This is a genomic window from Streptomyces sp. NPDC104371, from assembly GCF_055583785.1.
Map to the genome: position 1 here is coordinate 91,162 of NZ_JBVJNF010000008.1, position 15,395 is coordinate 106,556.

The 15,395-nt window shown below is 71.3% G+C and carries 13 protein-coding genes; 10 read left to right on the forward strand and 3 right to left on the reverse strand.

The annotated features are described in order from the left end of the window. The first annotated feature begins 58 nt into the window (after nt 1–58). Together ACZ60T_RS24260 and ACZ60T_RS24265 are read left to right on the forward strand one after the other, a co-directional pair. On the forward strand, nt 59–1,141 hold the full coding sequence (locus ACZ60T_RS24260) for a sensor histidine kinase (protein ID WP_469667777.1): 1,083 nt from the start codon (nt 59–61) through the stop codon (nt 1,139–1,141). Further along, nucleotides 1,138–1,800: a response regulator gene (locus ACZ60T_RS24265; protein WP_469667778.1), complete on the forward strand. Its 663-nt coding sequence runs from the start codon at nt 1,138–1,140 to the stop codon at nt 1,798–1,800. The genes ACZ60T_RS24260 and ACZ60T_RS24265 overlap by 4 nt, the downstream gene beginning before the upstream one ends. Before the next feature lie 33 nt (nt 1,801–1,833). On the opposite strand, the gene ACZ60T_RS24270 is transcribed toward ACZ60T_RS24265, so the two are convergent. Beyond that, nucleotides 1,834–2,832 carry a GlxA family transcriptional regulator gene (locus ACZ60T_RS24270; RefSeq protein WP_469667779.1) on the reverse strand — a complete coding sequence of 333 codons (999 nt, stop codon included), beginning with the start codon at nt 2,830–2,832 and terminating at the stop codon, nt 1,834–1,836. A 206-nt stretch (nt 2,833–3,038) separates the two neighbouring features. On the opposite strand from ACZ60T_RS24270, the gene ACZ60T_RS24275 reads away from it, so the two are divergent. Then, nucleotides 3,039–3,623: a cysteine hydrolase family protein gene (locus ACZ60T_RS24275; RefSeq protein WP_469667780.1), complete on the forward strand. Its 585-nt coding sequence runs from the start codon at nt 3,039–3,041 to the stop codon at nt 3,621–3,623. Nucleotides 3,624–3,638: 15 nt separating this feature from the next. Here ACZ60T_RS24275 and ACZ60T_RS24280 read toward each other — a convergent pair whose 3' ends face one another. Beyond that, on the reverse strand, nt 3,639–4,394 hold the full coding sequence (locus ACZ60T_RS24280) for a peptidase associated/transthyretin-like domain-containing protein (RefSeq protein WP_469667782.1): 756 nt from the start codon (nt 4,392–4,394) through the stop codon (nt 3,639–3,641). Between the two features lie 232 nt (nt 4,395–4,626). Here ACZ60T_RS24280 and ACZ60T_RS24285 point away from each other — a divergent pair, with 232 nt between their 5' ends. The 6 genes from ACZ60T_RS24285 to ACZ60T_RS24310 all read left to right on the forward strand — a co-directional run bounded on the left by ACZ60T_RS24285 (nt 4,627) and on the right by ACZ60T_RS24310 (nt 13,247). After that, complete coding sequence (locus tag ACZ60T_RS24285; protein WP_469667783.1) at nt 4,627–5,637, forward strand: DUF2804 domain-containing protein; 1,011 nt, start codon at nt 4,627–4,629, stop codon at nt 5,635–5,637. 91 nt (nt 5,638–5,728) lie between these two features. After that, the gene (locus tag ACZ60T_RS24290; RefSeq protein ID WP_469667784.1) at nt 5,729–7,027 is read left to right on the forward strand and encodes an HAD family hydrolase; all 1,299 of its coding nucleotides are present in this window, start codon (nt 5,729–5,731) and stop codon (nt 7,025–7,027) included. Between the two features lie 339 nt (nt 7,028–7,366). Continuing rightward, nucleotides 7,367–8,941, forward strand: coding sequence for a sensor histidine kinase (locus ACZ60T_RS24295; RefSeq protein ID WP_469667786.1), 1,575 nt, complete (start codon nt 7,367–7,369; stop codon nt 8,939–8,941). Beyond that, nucleotides 8,938–9,615 (forward strand): response regulator transcription factor, encoded by a 678-nt coding sequence (locus tag ACZ60T_RS24300; RefSeq protein ID WP_365625415.1) that lies wholly within the window; start codon nt 8,938–8,940, stop codon nt 9,613–9,615. Before ACZ60T_RS24295 ends, ACZ60T_RS24300 begins: the two co-directional genes overlap by 4 nt. A 232-nt stretch (nt 9,616–9,847) precedes the next feature. Beyond that, nucleotides 9,848–10,624 (forward strand): ABC transporter ATP-binding protein, encoded by a 777-nt coding sequence (locus ACZ60T_RS24305; RefSeq protein WP_469667787.1) that lies wholly within the window; start codon nt 9,848–9,850, stop codon nt 10,622–10,624. A gap of 61 nt (nt 10,625–10,685) precedes the next feature. Further along, the gene (locus tag ACZ60T_RS24310; RefSeq protein WP_469667788.1) at nt 10,686–13,247 is read left to right on the forward strand and encodes an ABC transporter permease; all 2,562 of its coding nucleotides are present in this window, start codon (nt 10,686–10,688) and stop codon (nt 13,245–13,247) included. 151 nt (nt 13,248–13,398) lie between these two features. Here ACZ60T_RS24310 and ACZ60T_RS24315 read toward each other — a convergent pair whose 3' ends face one another. Then, a complete protein-coding gene (locus ACZ60T_RS24315; protein ID WP_469667789.1) occupies nt 13,399–13,977 on the reverse strand; it encodes a GNAT family N-acetyltransferase in 579 nt (192 codons plus the stop codon). Between the two features lie 274 nt (nt 13,978–14,251). On the opposite strand from ACZ60T_RS24315, the gene ACZ60T_RS24320 reads away from it, so the two are divergent. After that, nucleotides 14,252–15,391 carry an IMP dehydrogenase gene (locus tag ACZ60T_RS24320; protein ID WP_469667790.1) on the forward strand — a complete coding sequence of 380 codons (1,140 nt, stop codon included), beginning with the start codon at nt 14,252–14,254 and terminating at the stop codon, nt 15,389–15,391. Nucleotides 15,392–15,395 lie beyond the last annotated feature (4 nt).

The following is a 15,395-nucleotide window of genomic DNA, read 5'->3' on the forward strand; positions in this document are numbered from 1 at the left end:
GACTCATGTTGCCAGGGGGGCTTCATTGGGATCAGGGCAACAGCGGGCCCGGCGGTTCATGCTCTTGGCCACCGGCCTGTACCGGGCCAGCCATCTGGCCGGTGGTGTGGCCGCGGCGGCCGGCGGAGGGGTCGGCCTGCTGCTGTTCGGGGCCGCGCTGGCGAGCAGCGTCGCCCTGTATCTCTCCGGGTACCGGCAGGGCGTCTTCGCCCGGTACCTGCTCTGGTGCGACGTCCTGGTGGCCGGCTGCCTGGTTCCCGTCCTCGCGCTGCTGACCGACAGCGCGCCGATCGCCCAGCCGAGCTCCTGGGTGATGCTGCTCGGCAGCTCGGCGACCGCCGCGGCGGCGGCCGGGGGAGAACAGCGCGCGGCGGTGGGCGCGGTCGGCCTGGTCATGGCCGTGCACACGGCCTGCTGTGTGCAGGCGGGTACGGCGCGCTCGCTCGGCGGACACCTGGTCTCGCTGGTCTCCTCCGCGGTGCTGGCCCACGTCTTCTGGCGCTACCTGTACCGCCAGGGCGTCCTGCTCGACGAAGCCCAGGAGCGGGCGGTACGAGCCGAGGCCGCGCGGGCCCGCCGCGCCGAACGGACCGCCCAGCACCGGGCGTTGCACGACACCGTACTGGCGACCCTCACCGCGATCGCCCAGCAGCGCGTCGATCCCACCGCGGCGCCGTTCCGCGAGCGCTGCGCCCGCGAAGCCTCGTATCTGCGGCGGCTGATCCAGCGCTCGGACGAGGAGGACGGGCAGGGCGGCGACATCGCGGCGGGCGAGGCGCTGGAGCAGGCGGTGTCCGCCGCCGAAGGCATCGGCCTCACCGTGAACGCCCGGTATCACGCGCTTCCCGCGCTGCCCGCGCCGGTGGCCCGTTCGCTGGCCGCCGCCGTGACCGAGGCGCTGAACAACGTCCGGCACCACGCCGGTACGTCGACGGCCCATCTGACCGCCACCGGGAGCGGCGGCGGGATCACCGTCACCGTGGTGGACGACGGCTGCGGCTTCGACCTCGGACCGACCGCCGCCAAGGGAACGGGCCTGCGGCAGTCGATCCACACCCGCATGCGGGAGATCGGCGGTACCGCCGAGGTGGACAGTGCCCCGGGCGAGGGCACCCTGGTGGAGCTGAGGTGGCCCGCATGACGGACGAGCCCTGTGGTGCGATACGGGTCGCGGCGGTGGACGACGACCGGATGCTGCTGGAGGGCCTGTCCTCCTGGCTGGAGCGGGTCCCGCAGTTACGCGTGCTCGGCTGCTCCGCCACGGTGGACGAACTGCTCGCCGGGCCGGGCCGCCAGGCGGACGTGGTGCTGCTCGATCTGCTCCTCAAGGACGGCTCGGCGCCCGAGTCGAACGTCACCAAGCTGCGCGCCGCCGGGCCCCTGGTCCTGGTGATCAGCACGCTGGCCGCGCCGGCCGCCGTGGTGGACACCATCACGGCGGGCGCGGCCGGCTTCCTGACGAAGGACCACCCGCTCGACCGGCTGGTGGACGTGATCGGCGAGGTCGCGGCGGGCCGGTCCGTGCACTCGCCCGAGATGGCCTTCGCCCTGGCCCACGACGACCGACCGCAACGGCCCCGGCTCACCCCGCGCGAGCTTCAGGTGCTGCTCGACTACGCCTCGGGCCTGACCCTCAAGGCGACGGCCCGCCGGGCCCGTATCAGCCCGCACACGGCCAAGTGGTACCTGGACCAGGTGAAGGAGAAGTACCAGCAGGTCGGCCGCCCGGCCTTCACCAAGCTCGACCTGGCAGCGAGAGTCCACGAAGACCACCTGCGCACCGGGTCACCGTCGGCCTGAACTCGGGCAGGTTCCCAGGGTGGTTGTAGGGGGTCAGCGCGCCACCGGCACCCTGAACCGTCGCCGGTACTCCGTCGGTGTCGTGTCCAGACGGCGGCGGAACGCCCGTACCAGGGTGTCCGTCGTGCCGAAACCGCAGACGGCGGCGATACGTTCCAACGTGGCGTCCGTGGACTCCAGTTCATGGCGGGCCTTCTCCACACGGACGGACCCGATGTAGGCGTGCGGGGTCATGCCCAGCTCGGTCTTGAAGAGCCGGGTCAGATGGCGGTCGCTGACGTGCGCGTACGCGGCGAGGTCGACGACCGTCAGCGGTTCGTCGAGGTGGCGCAGGATGTGGTGGCGAAGGTCCTCGATGCGGCGCGTGGTGGAGATCTGTTCCAACGGAACGCTGAACTGGCTCTGCCCACTGGGGCGTTTGAGGTACATGACCAGTTGCCGGGCCACGCGCAGGGCGACCGCCTCACCGAGATCGTCGGCGATCAGGGCGAGGGACAGATCCAGGCAGGCGCTGATCCCGGCCCCGGTCCACACATTGCCCTCGCGGACGAAGATCGGGTCGGCGTCCACCGTCACCGCCGGGTGATCGGCGGCCAGTTGCCGCGCCGTCGACCAGTGGGTGGTGGCCCGCTTGCCGTCGAGCAGACCCGCGGCGGCGAGCAGATGCGCGCCCACGCACACGGAGGCGATCCGGTGCGCACGAGCGGCGAGGACCTTCACCCAGGCGACCAGGCAGGGGTCGACGAGGGCATGGACGCGGCGCTCGTCGTCGATCTCCACCGCTCCGGGCACCACGAGCGTATTGATGCCGCGCCCGGCGGCCTCCTCGAAGGTGAGGTCGGGCAGGATACGGACCCCGGCGCCGGTGGTGACGGGGCCCAAGGTCTCGGCGGTCAGCAGGACTTGATAGCCCGCGGCCTCCTCGGCCTCGCGCCCGGCGAGCGAGAACACCTCCGGCGGCCCGGTGACGTCGAGCAGGTCGACGCCGTCGAAGAGCACGATGACGACGAGACGTCGGGCGGTGTCCGGCACGGGTCCCCCAGGGGCGTTCAGCAGGTCAGCAGGTCAGCAGGTCGGTAGGTCGGTAGGGCGGTCTGTACGGCCGCTGCGGTCGGCATGTCGGTATCTGCGGGTCAGACGTCATTGCCGACACCGCGGCGGGGTCATAGCGTGACACACATGGCCCGGCGGACCGCTCGGGCCGCACTCCCCACTCACCTCCCGAAGGCGGTACACCCATGTCCCGAACCACGCTGCGCGAACTCAACGGCTTCGACCGGACGCCCGCGAAGCTGGCCGGCTCGACGCTGATCCTGATCGACATGCAGAACACCTACACCCAGGGCGTCATGGAACTCGACGGCTGGGAGCAGTCCCTCGACGCCGCCGCGCACCTGCTGGCCAGGGCCCGCCAGGAGGGCGCGAAGGTCGTGCACGTCATCAATGACGGCGGCGAGGGCACCCCGTACGACATCCGTGCCGAGATCGGCCGGATCCACCCGAAGGTCGCGCCGGTCGACGGCGAGCCGGTCGTCGTCAAGCAGGTCCCGAACGCGTTCGTCGGCACGGACCTGGCCGCCCACCTCAGCGCGGGCCAGGACGTCGTCCTCGTGGGCTGGATGACCCACATGTGTGTGGCGTTCACCGCGCAGGGCGCCTTCCTCGGCGGCTACCGCCCCACCGTCGTCGCCGACGCCTGCGCGACCCGCTCCCTCCCGGTCATGGGCACCGACGTCCCGGCCGACCAGGTGCACCGCGGCGCCCTTGCCACCATCGCCGACCTGTACGGCGTCGTCGTCGAGTCTGAGAAGGAGATCCTCTGAGGAACTCCCCGAGGGTCACGGCATGCCGTGCAGACCGTGGGCGGGGCTGGCGTTGATGAAGCGGTGGTCCTTGCACTGCGCGGTGAAGGGCGCGAACTTCTCCGTGGGGTGCGTGGCGTTGAAGGTGTAGGTGCCGGTCGGCACGTTGGTCCACATCACGCCGCCGTCGGTGGAGGTCTGGGACAAGGAGATGTCGGGCAGCACGTGGTCGTTGAAGTACAGCGGCTTCGGCAGCGCGGGGGAGGCCGAGGCGGTGGAGCCGGGGACGCCGTGCGGGACGAAGCCCACCAACTCCTCGAAGGTCATGCCCACCGCGCGCTTGTCCACGACCGTGGAGACGATCACGCAGCCGTCTTCGAACGGGTCCTTCCACTGCTGGGCGGCGACGAGCGCCCACAGCCCGGCGGTGGTCGCGAGATCCGGTGTCTGGAGGAAGATGTCGGGGATGCCCTGCCGCACGTTCTGGAACGTCTGCGTGTACATCGGGTACCAGCCGACCTTGGTGATATGCACGGTGGCGTCGGAGCCCGCCGGGACGTCGAGAGACCACCGGCCGTTGTCGTCCGTCTCCACCGCGGCGCCCGTCTCCTCGACGGCGACGCGGGCGTGGGGGATGGGCTTGCCCGTGGTGAAGTTGTAGGCGACGCCGCCCAAGGTGACCGACGACGGCTCCGCGGCGGAGGCGGGCCCCGCCAGGGACGCCGCGGCGAGCAGGCCCGCGGCCAGGACCAGTGCGCCTGAGTTCGCTTGTCTCGCTCTCTTCGTGCGCATGTGTCTCCCTCTTCTCCTGGGGATTCGTCGCGAGTAAAGGGGAGCGTCGATGAGGCGTCAACCGCTTGCGCGCCCTTTGGAACGGAGGCGTCCGAAGGCCGAGGCCCGGGTGAGAACGCGGCGGCGGGTCCCGGCCACCCGGTGCGTCGCCGCTCGGCCTCGCCCACCGGCCGAGGCGGCTGCTGCGGACAGTCTGTTGACCCGCGCCGATGCCCTCGGCAGACTACCCGCCATGTCCACCCCTCACCGCCTGGTCGAGGACGGCATACGCCACTGGGGTCGCCTGCCGGACCGTCCCGCCGTCGCCGACCCCCTCGACGCGTACACCGGACTCACCCGCCGTCTGAAGAGCCTGCGCCTCAAGGAGTGGGTCGGCTTCACGCTGCTGCACCCCGACTGGTACTCCTCCCTGATCATCCAGGACGCGCACTACCTCGCCAGCTCCGAGATCTACGCCTACGACCGGGCGCGCGGCACGCTCCACCAGCACGCGGCCACCGCGTCCGGCGGCAGCCCCACGCTCCCCGCCGAACTCCTGGACAACGCCTGCCACTTCGCGCGCGACGGCTACCGGATCGACTGCACGTTCTCCCGCGCGTCCGCCCGGCACCGGATCGACATCGACATCGCCGCGACGCCGAAGGCCCCGGCCGTCCGAGGCCGTCTCGAACTCGACGCCGCGGCGGCCACCCCTCCGCTCTCGGTGAGTTCCCGGCTGCCGGGCGGAAGCATGTACACCCACAAGGCCGCCTTCCCCGTCTCCGGTGTGCTCTGCGTCGGGGACACCGAGATCGCCTTCGACGCGACCCGCGACCTGGCGATACTCGACGAGCACCGCTCCCTGCTTCCGTACCGGACCACCTGGCTCTGGGGCACCTTCGCGACCCCGACAGACGTCGGCCCGGTCGTCGGAGCCAACTTCGCCGCACGGCCCGAACTCCCGGGCGAAGCGGAGGAGTCCTGCCTGTGGACCACGAGCGGATGTGAGCCCTTGAGTGACATCGTCTTCGAGCCCGCGTCCGCCGATCCGACGGCCACCTGGCACATCGCCTCCCAAGACGGCCGTATCGACGTCGTCTTCGAGCCGGAAGGCCGCAAACAGGTGAAGCACAACCTCGGCCTGTTCGCCGTCGACTACTTCCAGCTCTTCGGGCACTACCGTGGCGTACTCCGCGGCGCCGAGGGCGACTTCGAGATCAAGGGCGCGCACGGAGTCTGCGAGAGCATGAAAGCCCGCCTGTAGCCCCCGCACCGCCGTGTGTGGTGGTCGGTGACAGAAGCCACGGTGTGCGAACCCTCAACAGGCCCCGGACGTTGATGTACGGTCCACTCACATGCGTAACAGACTTGTTGCCGCGTGGACTTCGGCCGCGGCTGCCACCCTCATGGCGGTCGCGACCCTGACCACCCCTGCGGCCGCCGCCACGTCCGCACCGTCCGCCCCCACCGCCTCCCGGGCCTGCCCGCAGCTCTCGACGAAGCTGCCCTGGTACGGGGAGAACCGGGCGAGACTCCAGCGCATGATCGACGAACGCGGGACCTGCGACGGCCATCACGGCCCGCGCCCCGTCGCCGCGTTCGACTGGGACAACACCGTCTCCAAGAACGACGTCACCGACGCGACCATCGCCTGGGCACTGCGCCACGACAAGATCCTCCGGCCCGCGCGCTGGAAGGACTCCAGCAAGTGGATGACCGACGAGGCCGACCGGGCGCTCACCACCGCCTGTGGCACCGACGTCCCGGTCGGCGCCCCGCTGCCCACCTCCACCGACACCGACTGCACGGACGAGATCTTCAACATCCGTGAGTCCGGCAAGACGATGAGAGGCGCCGCCGCGTTCTCCGGTGAGTGGGACCACCGGCACACCGTGCCCCAGTACGCCTGGGTCCCGCAGCTCTTCGCCGGGCACACCGTCCCCGAACTGGAGTCGTACGCGGCTGCCGCCCGCAAGGAAGCTCTTGCCGCGCCCGTCGGCGCCACCCAGAAGCTGGGCACGCACACCATCCCCGGCTACGTCCGCTACTACGAGCAGCAGCGCGACCTGATCCGCACGCTCCAACAGGCCGGGTTCGACGTCTACATCGTCTCCGCGGGCTCCGAACCGGTCACCGAGGTGTGGTCCCAGGGCGTCGGCATCGACCGCGAGCACACCATCGCCATCCGCTCCGTCCTCGACAAGCGTGGCCGCATCACCTTGTACAACGAGGGCTGCGGCGGTGTCCCGGTCACCAAGGGCGAGGCCATCCCGTACATCGACGGCAAGCGCTGCTGGATCAACCAGGAGATCTTCCACATCAAGGGGAAGTCGGCCTGGGAGAAGCAGCGTTGGGACAAGCGGATCGCGCTCGGTGGCGGTGACGCCGACACCGACGTGACCTTCGTCGACGACGCGACCGGCGCACACCTCGTCCTCAACCGCAACAAGAGCGAGATCATGTGCCGCGCCTACGACAACGCGGACGGGCGCTGGGTCGCCAACCCCATGTTCATCGAGCCGCTCCCGCGGAAGCAGGGCACCTACCCGTGCGCCACGGCCGCCTGGAACCGCCCCGAGGGCGGCTTCGGCCCGCTCCTGCGCGACGACGGATCCGTCGTACCCGACCAGCAGGACTTGATCCACGGAGCGTGAGCCGGGGCCATGTGCCCTCGGCCCGGCTGTTACCCGGATCCCGCAGGCCCCGTCCCGCCGAACACCGGTAGGACGGGGCCGCCTGGCCGAACCTCGCCTTCCCGTCACCCGCCTCCGGGGCCGTGCCGAGGGCACAGATGCCGGGCCCGGGTGATCCGCCGGGCTCTGCCGAAAGGCAGAGTCGCGGATCGGTCCTGAGGCCCACGCCCCGTGCGTCCGTCGCGGTCAATACTGGACGACGTGCCTCTCATCAGCCGTTTCCGTCGTTCCGTCCACCCCGGGTCGGACGCTCCCGCACGTCCGGGAGTAGTCGGTCGGATCGTCGCGGAGACCGCCGGTGTGGCGGTAGCCGCGCTGTGTCTGTTCGCCGTCGCCCAGCGGCTGTGGAGTCTGCCGCACGCCGGGTTGCAACTGTGCGTGGTCCCGGTCGCCGTCGCTCTCTTCCCGTTGCGGCGGCGTCGGCCCGACACCGCGCTCCTGATCCTCGCCGTCCTCGCCGGGGCGGCGCCGGTCGTCGGTCCGGTGACGGCGGCGACCGCGTACACGGTGGCGCTCGACACCGTCCGGCAGCGCCATCGCACCCGGCTGCTCGGCGGCGGAAGCCTGCTGATCACGGCATCCGCGATCGCGGCCGGTCCCTCGATCGGCACCGGCTCGGCCGTGTACGGCCTGGAGCTCGGGCTGGCCCTGGCGGTGACCGCCGTCGTCGTACCCGGCCTGGTCGGGACGGTGTACGGGCAGCAGGCCCGGCTGCTGCACGCGTTGCGCGAACGGGGCGACGCGGCCGAGCGGGCCCGCCGGTTCGCGGACAGCGAGGCCCGTACCCATGAACGGGCCCGGATCGCCGCCGAGATGCACGACCTCGTGGGCCATCGGCTCAGTCTCATCTCGCTGCACGCCGGCGGCCTGGAACTCGCCCTCGACCACGCCGCGCCGGAACTGCGCGAGGAGGCCGTCCTGGTCCGGCGGACCACCCGGGACGCGATGCGTGAACTGCGGCAGGCCCTCGGGGTGCTCGGCCCGCTCGGCGGGGACACCGGCCCGGACGCGTTCACCGACGCCACCGGCACCCGGGCCGACGTCGAGGCGCTGGTCGCGGAGTCCCGCGACGGCGGAATCAGCGTACGGCTGGAATGGAGCGGCCCCGACCTCGACGAATGCCCGGCACGGGTACGGCGCGCGGTGCACCGGGTGGTGCGGGAGACCCTGACGAACGTGCACCGGTACGCGACAGCCGCCCATGTCACCGTGCGGGTCGAGCACGACGACCCGACGGTGCGGGTGACGGTCCGCAACGGCGCGTCCCCCGCTTCGACCGGCACCCCGTCCGAGGCCGGGACGGGGCGCGGCCTGACGGGCCTGCGCGAGCGGGTCGAGCTGCTCGGCGGCACCTTCGAGGCCGACGCGCTGCCGACCGGCGGATTCCAGGTGGTCGCGGCCATCCCGGCGGAACCGGACGACGCCGTCACGAGGAGACCGCTCGGCGGCGGCCCGCAGGCTTCCAAGACGGCGGTCGACGACACGGCGGCGCTGTCGCGCGAGCCGCGCACCGCGGGGGTGCTGACGTTCGCCCTCGGGGCGGCGGCGCTGTGGGTGCTGCTGGCGTTCGCGATCGCCCTGGTGTACAGCCAGCCCAGACATGTGGCCCCGCCTCAGCAGCCGCGCCTCGGTATGACGCACCAGGAGCTGAAGGGAGTCGTCGACAGCCCGGCTGCGCGCGCCGCGGCCACCGGGCACGAACCGCCGCGGCCCGTCGGCTCGGTGGGCTGCGTCTATCCGGCCGCCGGCCGCGGGCCCCGGCCCGGCGTCTTCGCCGTCACCCGCTACTGCTTCGATGCCTCACAACGCCTCATCTCCATCGACCGTTTCACTGTCCCGTCCGTACGGGACACCCCGCCCTGGGAGACCCCATGACCGAGCCCAACCGGCCGATCCGTGTCCTGCTCGCCGACGACGAGGCGATGATCCGGCACGGGGTGCGGTTGATCCTGCGGCACGCCGACGGCATCGATGTGGTCGCCGAAGCTCCCGACGGACACCGCGCGGTCGAGGAGGCCGCCGCGCACCACCCGGATGTGGCGCTGGTGGACATCCGGATGCCCGGGTGCGACGGGCTGGCCGCGATCCGGCCGCTGCTCGCGCTCGATCCGGCGCCGCGCGTGGTGATGCTGACGACCTTCGGTGACGAGGAGAACGTGCTGCGGGCGCTGCGGGACGGCGCCTCGGGGTTCCTGCTGAAGGACGAGGGGCCGCAGGAGCTGATCAGCGCGGTCCGGGCGGCGGCGGCCGGTGACGCGGTGCTCTCCCCAGGGGTCACCGGGTCGGTGATCGCCCGGATGCTGCGCGGCGGCGCGGCGGATGCCGACGGCTCGGCCCCGCAGGACGAGCGGATCGCCCGGCTCACCGGGCGCGAGCGGGAGGTGCTGGCGATGCTCGGCGAGGGACTGTCGAATCAGGACATCGCGGAACGGCTGGCCATCGGCATCGGCACGGTGAAGACACACGTGGGCGCGATCCTGGAGAAGACCGGATCGACGAGCCGGGTGCAGGCGGCCCTCCTCGCGCACCGCGCAGGCCTGCGCCCCTGACTCCCGGACCGGTTTCCGTACCTGAGTGAGCGACGCGAGTCAGACCAAAGGCAGAGACGGGTCGGCGCGGGGGTCTGCCGAAGGGCAGGGCCACACAGCTCGTCCCTCCCCTTCGGCAGACCCCGACGACCGCCTCCAGGTCGATGTTTCCGCAGGTGAGAGCCGTGAGGATGGGAATGTCCCTCCGGCCCGCGGGGCGCTCGCGGGCCGTCGTTCCCCAGACGGAGTACTCATGTCGCAGACGCTCGTTCCCCCGGCTGCCCCCCTCACCGAACCGGCGGCCCGTGCCACGGCCCTGACCAAGGTGTACGGGAGGGGCGAGACCCAGGTCACCGCGTTGGACTCGGTGTCCGTGGAGTTCGCGCGGGCACGGTTCACCGCGGTCATGGGTCCGTCCGGCTCAGGCAAGTCGACGCTGATGCACTGCATGGCGGGCCTGGACCCGGTGACCTCGGGTTCGGCCCGGATCGGCGACGTCGAACTGGCCTCCCTGAACGACCGTCAACTCACCCAACTGCGGCGGGAGAAGGTCGGCTTCGTCTTCCAGGGCTTCAACCTGCTGCCCACCCTGACCGCGTTGGAGAACATGACGCTGCCGCTGCGCCTGGCCGGTCGACAGCCCGACGCGGCATGGCTGGACACCGTCGTCGCCACTGTGGGGCTCGTGGGGCGCCTCGCGCACCGTCCGTCGCAGCTCTCCGGCGGCCAGCAGCAGCGCATCGCCGTCGCCCGCGCCCTGGTGTCCCGTCCGGAGATCGTGTTCGCCGACGAGCCGACCGGCAACCTCGACTCCCGCTCCGGTGTCGAAGTCCTCGGGTTCCTGCGCGACTCGGTGCGAGAACTCGGCCAGACCGTGGTGATGGTGACCCACGACCCGGTCGCCGCCGCGCACGCCGACCGTGTGGTCTTCCTCGCCGACGGGCGACTCGTGGACGAGCTGCACGCCCCGACCGCCGACCGCGTACTCGACCGGATGCTCGCGTTCGAGGCCCAGGGCCGCACGCGCTGACTCCTCATCAGCCCGCCGTTCCCCCTCCCCGTACCTCTTCTCATACTTTCGAAAGCTCACCATGCTGCGAACAGCCCTGCGCAACGTCCTCGCGCACAAGGCCCGTCTGATCATGACCGTGCTCGCGGTCTGCCTCGGGGTCGCGTTCATCACCGGCTCCCTGGTCTTCGCCGACTCCACCACCGCCGCCTACCGCGCCGCCATGTCCCACACCTACGCGGACACCGCCGTGCGCGTGAGCCCGAAATACATTCCGGGAACCTCCCCCGAGGAGCAGTACGGTGCCCTGGACGACGCCCTGGTACGCAAGCTGTCCGCCGTTCCCGGCGTCGCCTCCGTGCGCCCGGCGGCGAACGGTTCGGTCACCCTGTCCGCCAAGGACGGCACACCGATGCGGGCCGACAGCATGATGGGCAAGTTCGGTGTCGCCTACGTTCCAGGTGCCGACGGCGAGGACAGCCGCTACCCGCTCACCGCGGGCCGCGCCCCCCGTGACAGCGGTGAGGTCGCGCTGGACCGCGGAACCGCGGCAGCCGGGGGCTACCGACTGGGGGACACCGTCACGCTCGCCAATGACGGACCGGTCCTCAAGATGCGCCTGGTGGGCCTGGTGACCACCGAGGACAGCCGGGTGAACGCGGGCGGCACCCTGGCGGTGTTCGACAAGGCCACCGCGCAGAAGCAGTTCGCCGCCCCGGAGCACTACAACGGGATCGACCTGACCGCCACGCCGGGCACCGGCGAGTTCGAACTGTCCGACCGGGTCACCGCCGTGCTGCCGGAGGACCACGCTGAGGCCACCACCGGTACTGCCCTGGCCCACCAACAGTCCGTCTTCATCGCGAGCACGACCCACAGCTACGAGCGACTGCCCCTGGTCTTCGCCGTGGTCTCGCTGTTCATCGGCACGTTCCTCATCGTCAACACCTTCACCATGCTCGTGGCACGCCGCAGCCGCGAGATCGCGCTGCTGCAGGCGATCGGCGCCACCCGCCGCCAGGTGGTCCGCTCGGTCCTCGCCGAGGCGGCCCTGGTCGGTCTCGTCGCGTCCGTCCTCGGGTTCGTGCTGGGTCTGGGGGTGGCCACCGTGCTGCCGAGCGTGCTGGACACCTCCGACGACCTGCTGCCCAGCGGGCCGCTGGTGATCGGCCCGACCACGATCCTCGCCTCGCTCGTCGTGGGCGTCGGCGTCACCGTGCTCGCCGCCTGGCTGCCGTCGCGCCGCGCGGCGCGGGTCGCTCCTGTCGAGGCGATGCGCACGGCCGAGCAGCCGCCGTCCGCCGTGGTCTCCCGGATCCGGGGCGCGGTCGGCCTGGTACTGGTCGTCCTCGGCGCGGGCCTGCTGTTCTCGCTGAGCGACGCGACCAGTGCCACCGACGCCGACCTGCAGACCGCGTTGTTCGGGTGCGGCATCCTCGTGATCGGACTGATCGTGCTGGCCCCGCTGCTCGCCGGACCGGTGATCCGCCTGCTCGGCCGTCTCACCGCCCGCTTCGGCGTCGTGGGCGACCTCGCCCGCGAGAACACCCTGCGCGATCCGCGCCGTACCGCCGCCACCGCCGCCGCGCTGATGATCAGCACTGCGCTGGTCTCCGGCCTCGCCGCCATCGACCACTCCTCCAGCAAGGCCCTGGACTCCCAGGCCGCCGCCGGGCTGAGCGCCACCTACGTCATCAGCACCCGCGACTCCACCACCGCCATCGACCCCGCCGCCGTCCGGCGGGTCGCCGACGTGCCCGGTGTACGGACCGCCTCCGCCGTCGCGGAATCCGTCATCACTCCCGGCGGCAAGGCGATCTCCGGGGTCGATCCGAAGACCGTGGACGACGTGATGAGGCTCCACTTCCTCACCGGCTCCGCCAAGGACCTCGGGCCCGGCAGGATCGCCGTCTCCCAGAGCTACGCCCGCGACCACCGCCTGACCACCGGCGAGCAGCTCAAGGCGAGCATCGGCCCCGGAACCGGCGACCGCGACGAGCCCTACACCGTTGTCGGCGTCTACCAGGACAACCCCACCGCCCAGGACGTCCTCGGCTACCGCGCCGAAGTGCAGAAGCACAGCTACCTGCGCGGCTCCGTACAGCGCGTCCTGGTCCGCACCACCGACGGCACGGTCTCCAAGGACCTGGAGAAGCGCCTGCGCGCCGCCGTGAGCGACAGCCCGCTGCTGAAGGTCCAGAGCCGCGATCAGCTCGTCCGGGAACAGGCCGGCACCGCCGGTGAGTTGATGACCATGGTGTTCGGTCTGCTCGCCATCGGCGTACTGATCTCCGCGCTCGGCATGGTCAACACCCTCGCCATGTCGGTCTCGGAGCGCACCCGTGAGATCGGCGTCCTGCGTGCCATCGGCATGGACCGCTCCGGCATCCGCGGCATGATCCGTCTGGAGGCCGTCTGCGTCGCCGCCTTCGGCACCCTGCTCGGGCTGGTCGGCGGGCTGTTCGGGGCATGGAAGGTCAGCGGACTGGCCAACGGGGCCATCCCGCAGTACTCCTTCTCCCTCCCCTGGGGCACGCTCGCCCTCACGGTCCTGCTCTCCCTCGCCGTCGGCGCGGCCGCGGCCGCCCTGCCCGCCCGCCGGGCCGCCGCACTCAGCCCGCTGGAAGCCGCCATCGGCGCCTAGCACCTAGTTGTCCCAGGACCGGCAAGTCCGCGTATCGCACGCGGACTTGCCGGTCCTGTAGCGGCGTTGAGCCCCCACAGCGGTGCCGGGTGCCCGGACACGGACGGCGTGCCCCGTCCACCGATCCAGCTACCGGGCACCGTCAAGTCGCTTACGGTGAAACGGAGTCCGCGCCGCCGTGGTGACAGCACCAGGTGTGCAGTGTCACCTGGCGTCCCTTGGCCTCGCGCGTGACAGGCTCATCGTCGGTGAGCTGGAAGCCAGTTGCGCGTGCGACAGCCATGCTCGGGGAGTTCCGCGCTTCGATACGGAGCAGCACTCGCCGTGCCCCCAGGTGCTGATAGGCGTAGTCCGTCGCGAGCTTGACGGCCCGTGAGGCCAGGCCCTGGCGGCGGTGCCGACTGCCGACACCGTAAGCCAACTCGATGTCCCGCGCGTCGAGTCGGCAGCGGAAGAGGATCACCTCACCCCGCGGCCGCTCACCGTCGGTGGTGATCGCCAACTGCGCCTTCGTACGGCCTTCCGCACGCCCCTCGTGAGCCTTGGCCAGGTATGCACCCGCGGCCGTGGAGTCGAACGGGGAGGGCACCGGCGTCCACCGGTCGATCTCGGGATCGTCGTAGAGCTCGACCAGCGCCGACAGGTCGGCCTCGGCCCACTCCCTCAGCAGCAACCCGTCTCCCGACAACCGAATGCTCGGCGGCAGCACGATCTCACGTTGGCTGGACATGGGTCCGATCCTGCCCGGCCGGAGAACCGGACGCCAGAGCAGGAAGGGGGTGCGCCTCTGGGGGTGGTGACGATTCGTGCGGTGGACGGGTCGGCCGATAGGGTGCGGGGTCACCGACCGCACCCGTTCGATCCACGGGCCGGTCAGGGCTCTGCCGCGGCTCGTGGCACCTCCACGGCCGCCGTGCCGATCTCTGCCTGCCCGGCCTCTGGAACACGGGGGGCGATCCTCACGGCGGGGCAGTCGGCCCCGGCCGACGGGTCAGGAGGAACGAGTGGCACAGATCATCGCCGAGGTCTCACGGACGTTCAACGAGTTCCTGCTCTTGCCGAACCGGACCCGGACCGACTGCTCGGCTGCCACGGTCGACCTGCGCACGCCCCTGGTGCGGTACACCGCGGGCGAGGAGTCCGCGATCGAGTTGCGGTCCCCCTTCACCTCGGCGATCATGCAGGCCGTCAGCACCCCCGATCTCGCGATCGCCCTCGCGCGTAACGGCGGTCTCAGCTTCCTGCACCACAACCAACCGATCCAGGACCAGGTCGCGGCGGTCCGCCAGGTGAAGAACTCCAAGCGCTTCCCGAACCGACTCGTGGACACCGCCAAGCACCTGCGCGTGGGCGCGGGCATCAACACCCACGACTACCAGGACCGTGTCCCGGCCCTGCTGGCGGCGGGCGCGGACGCGCTCTGCTTCGACTCCTCCGACGGCTACAGCGACTGGCAGGCGCAGGCGCTGACCTGGGTGAAGAAGCACTACCCGGAGATCCCGGTCGGCGGTGGCAACGTGGTCGACGGGGAGGCGTTCACCTTCCTAGCCGAGGCGGGGGCCGACTTCGTTAAGGTCGGGGTCGGCGGCGGCTCCATCTGCATCACCCGCGACCAGAAGGGCATCGGCCGCGGCCAGGCCAGCGCCGTGCTCGACGTCGCGGCAGCCCGGGACGCCTTCCGCGAACGTACCGGCGAGTACGTGCCGATCTGCTCCGACGGCGGGCTGGTGCACGACTACCACGTGGCGCTGGCCCTGGCGATGGGAGCCGACTTCGTCATGATGGGGCGCTACTTCGCCCGCTTCGACCAGGCGGCGGGAGCGAAGCTGCCCACCCGCGACGGCTTCGTCAAGGAGTACTGGGGCGAGGGCTCGAACCGGGCCCGTAACTGGCAGCGCTACGGACAGGGAGGCCAGGAGCTGGTCTTCGAGGAAGGCGTGGACGGCTACGTCCCCTACGCGGGTGACCTGGAGGAAGGGCTTGCCCTGACCATCGCCAAGCTCAGGACCACCATGGTCTCCTGCGGCGCCACCACCCTGCCGGAGTTCCGGTCCACGGCCCGGCTGACCCTCGTATCGGAGCAGAGCTTCCAGGAGAGCCACGCCAACGTCACCCTGCGGGACACCCCGGCGCCGGTCGCCTAGCGCC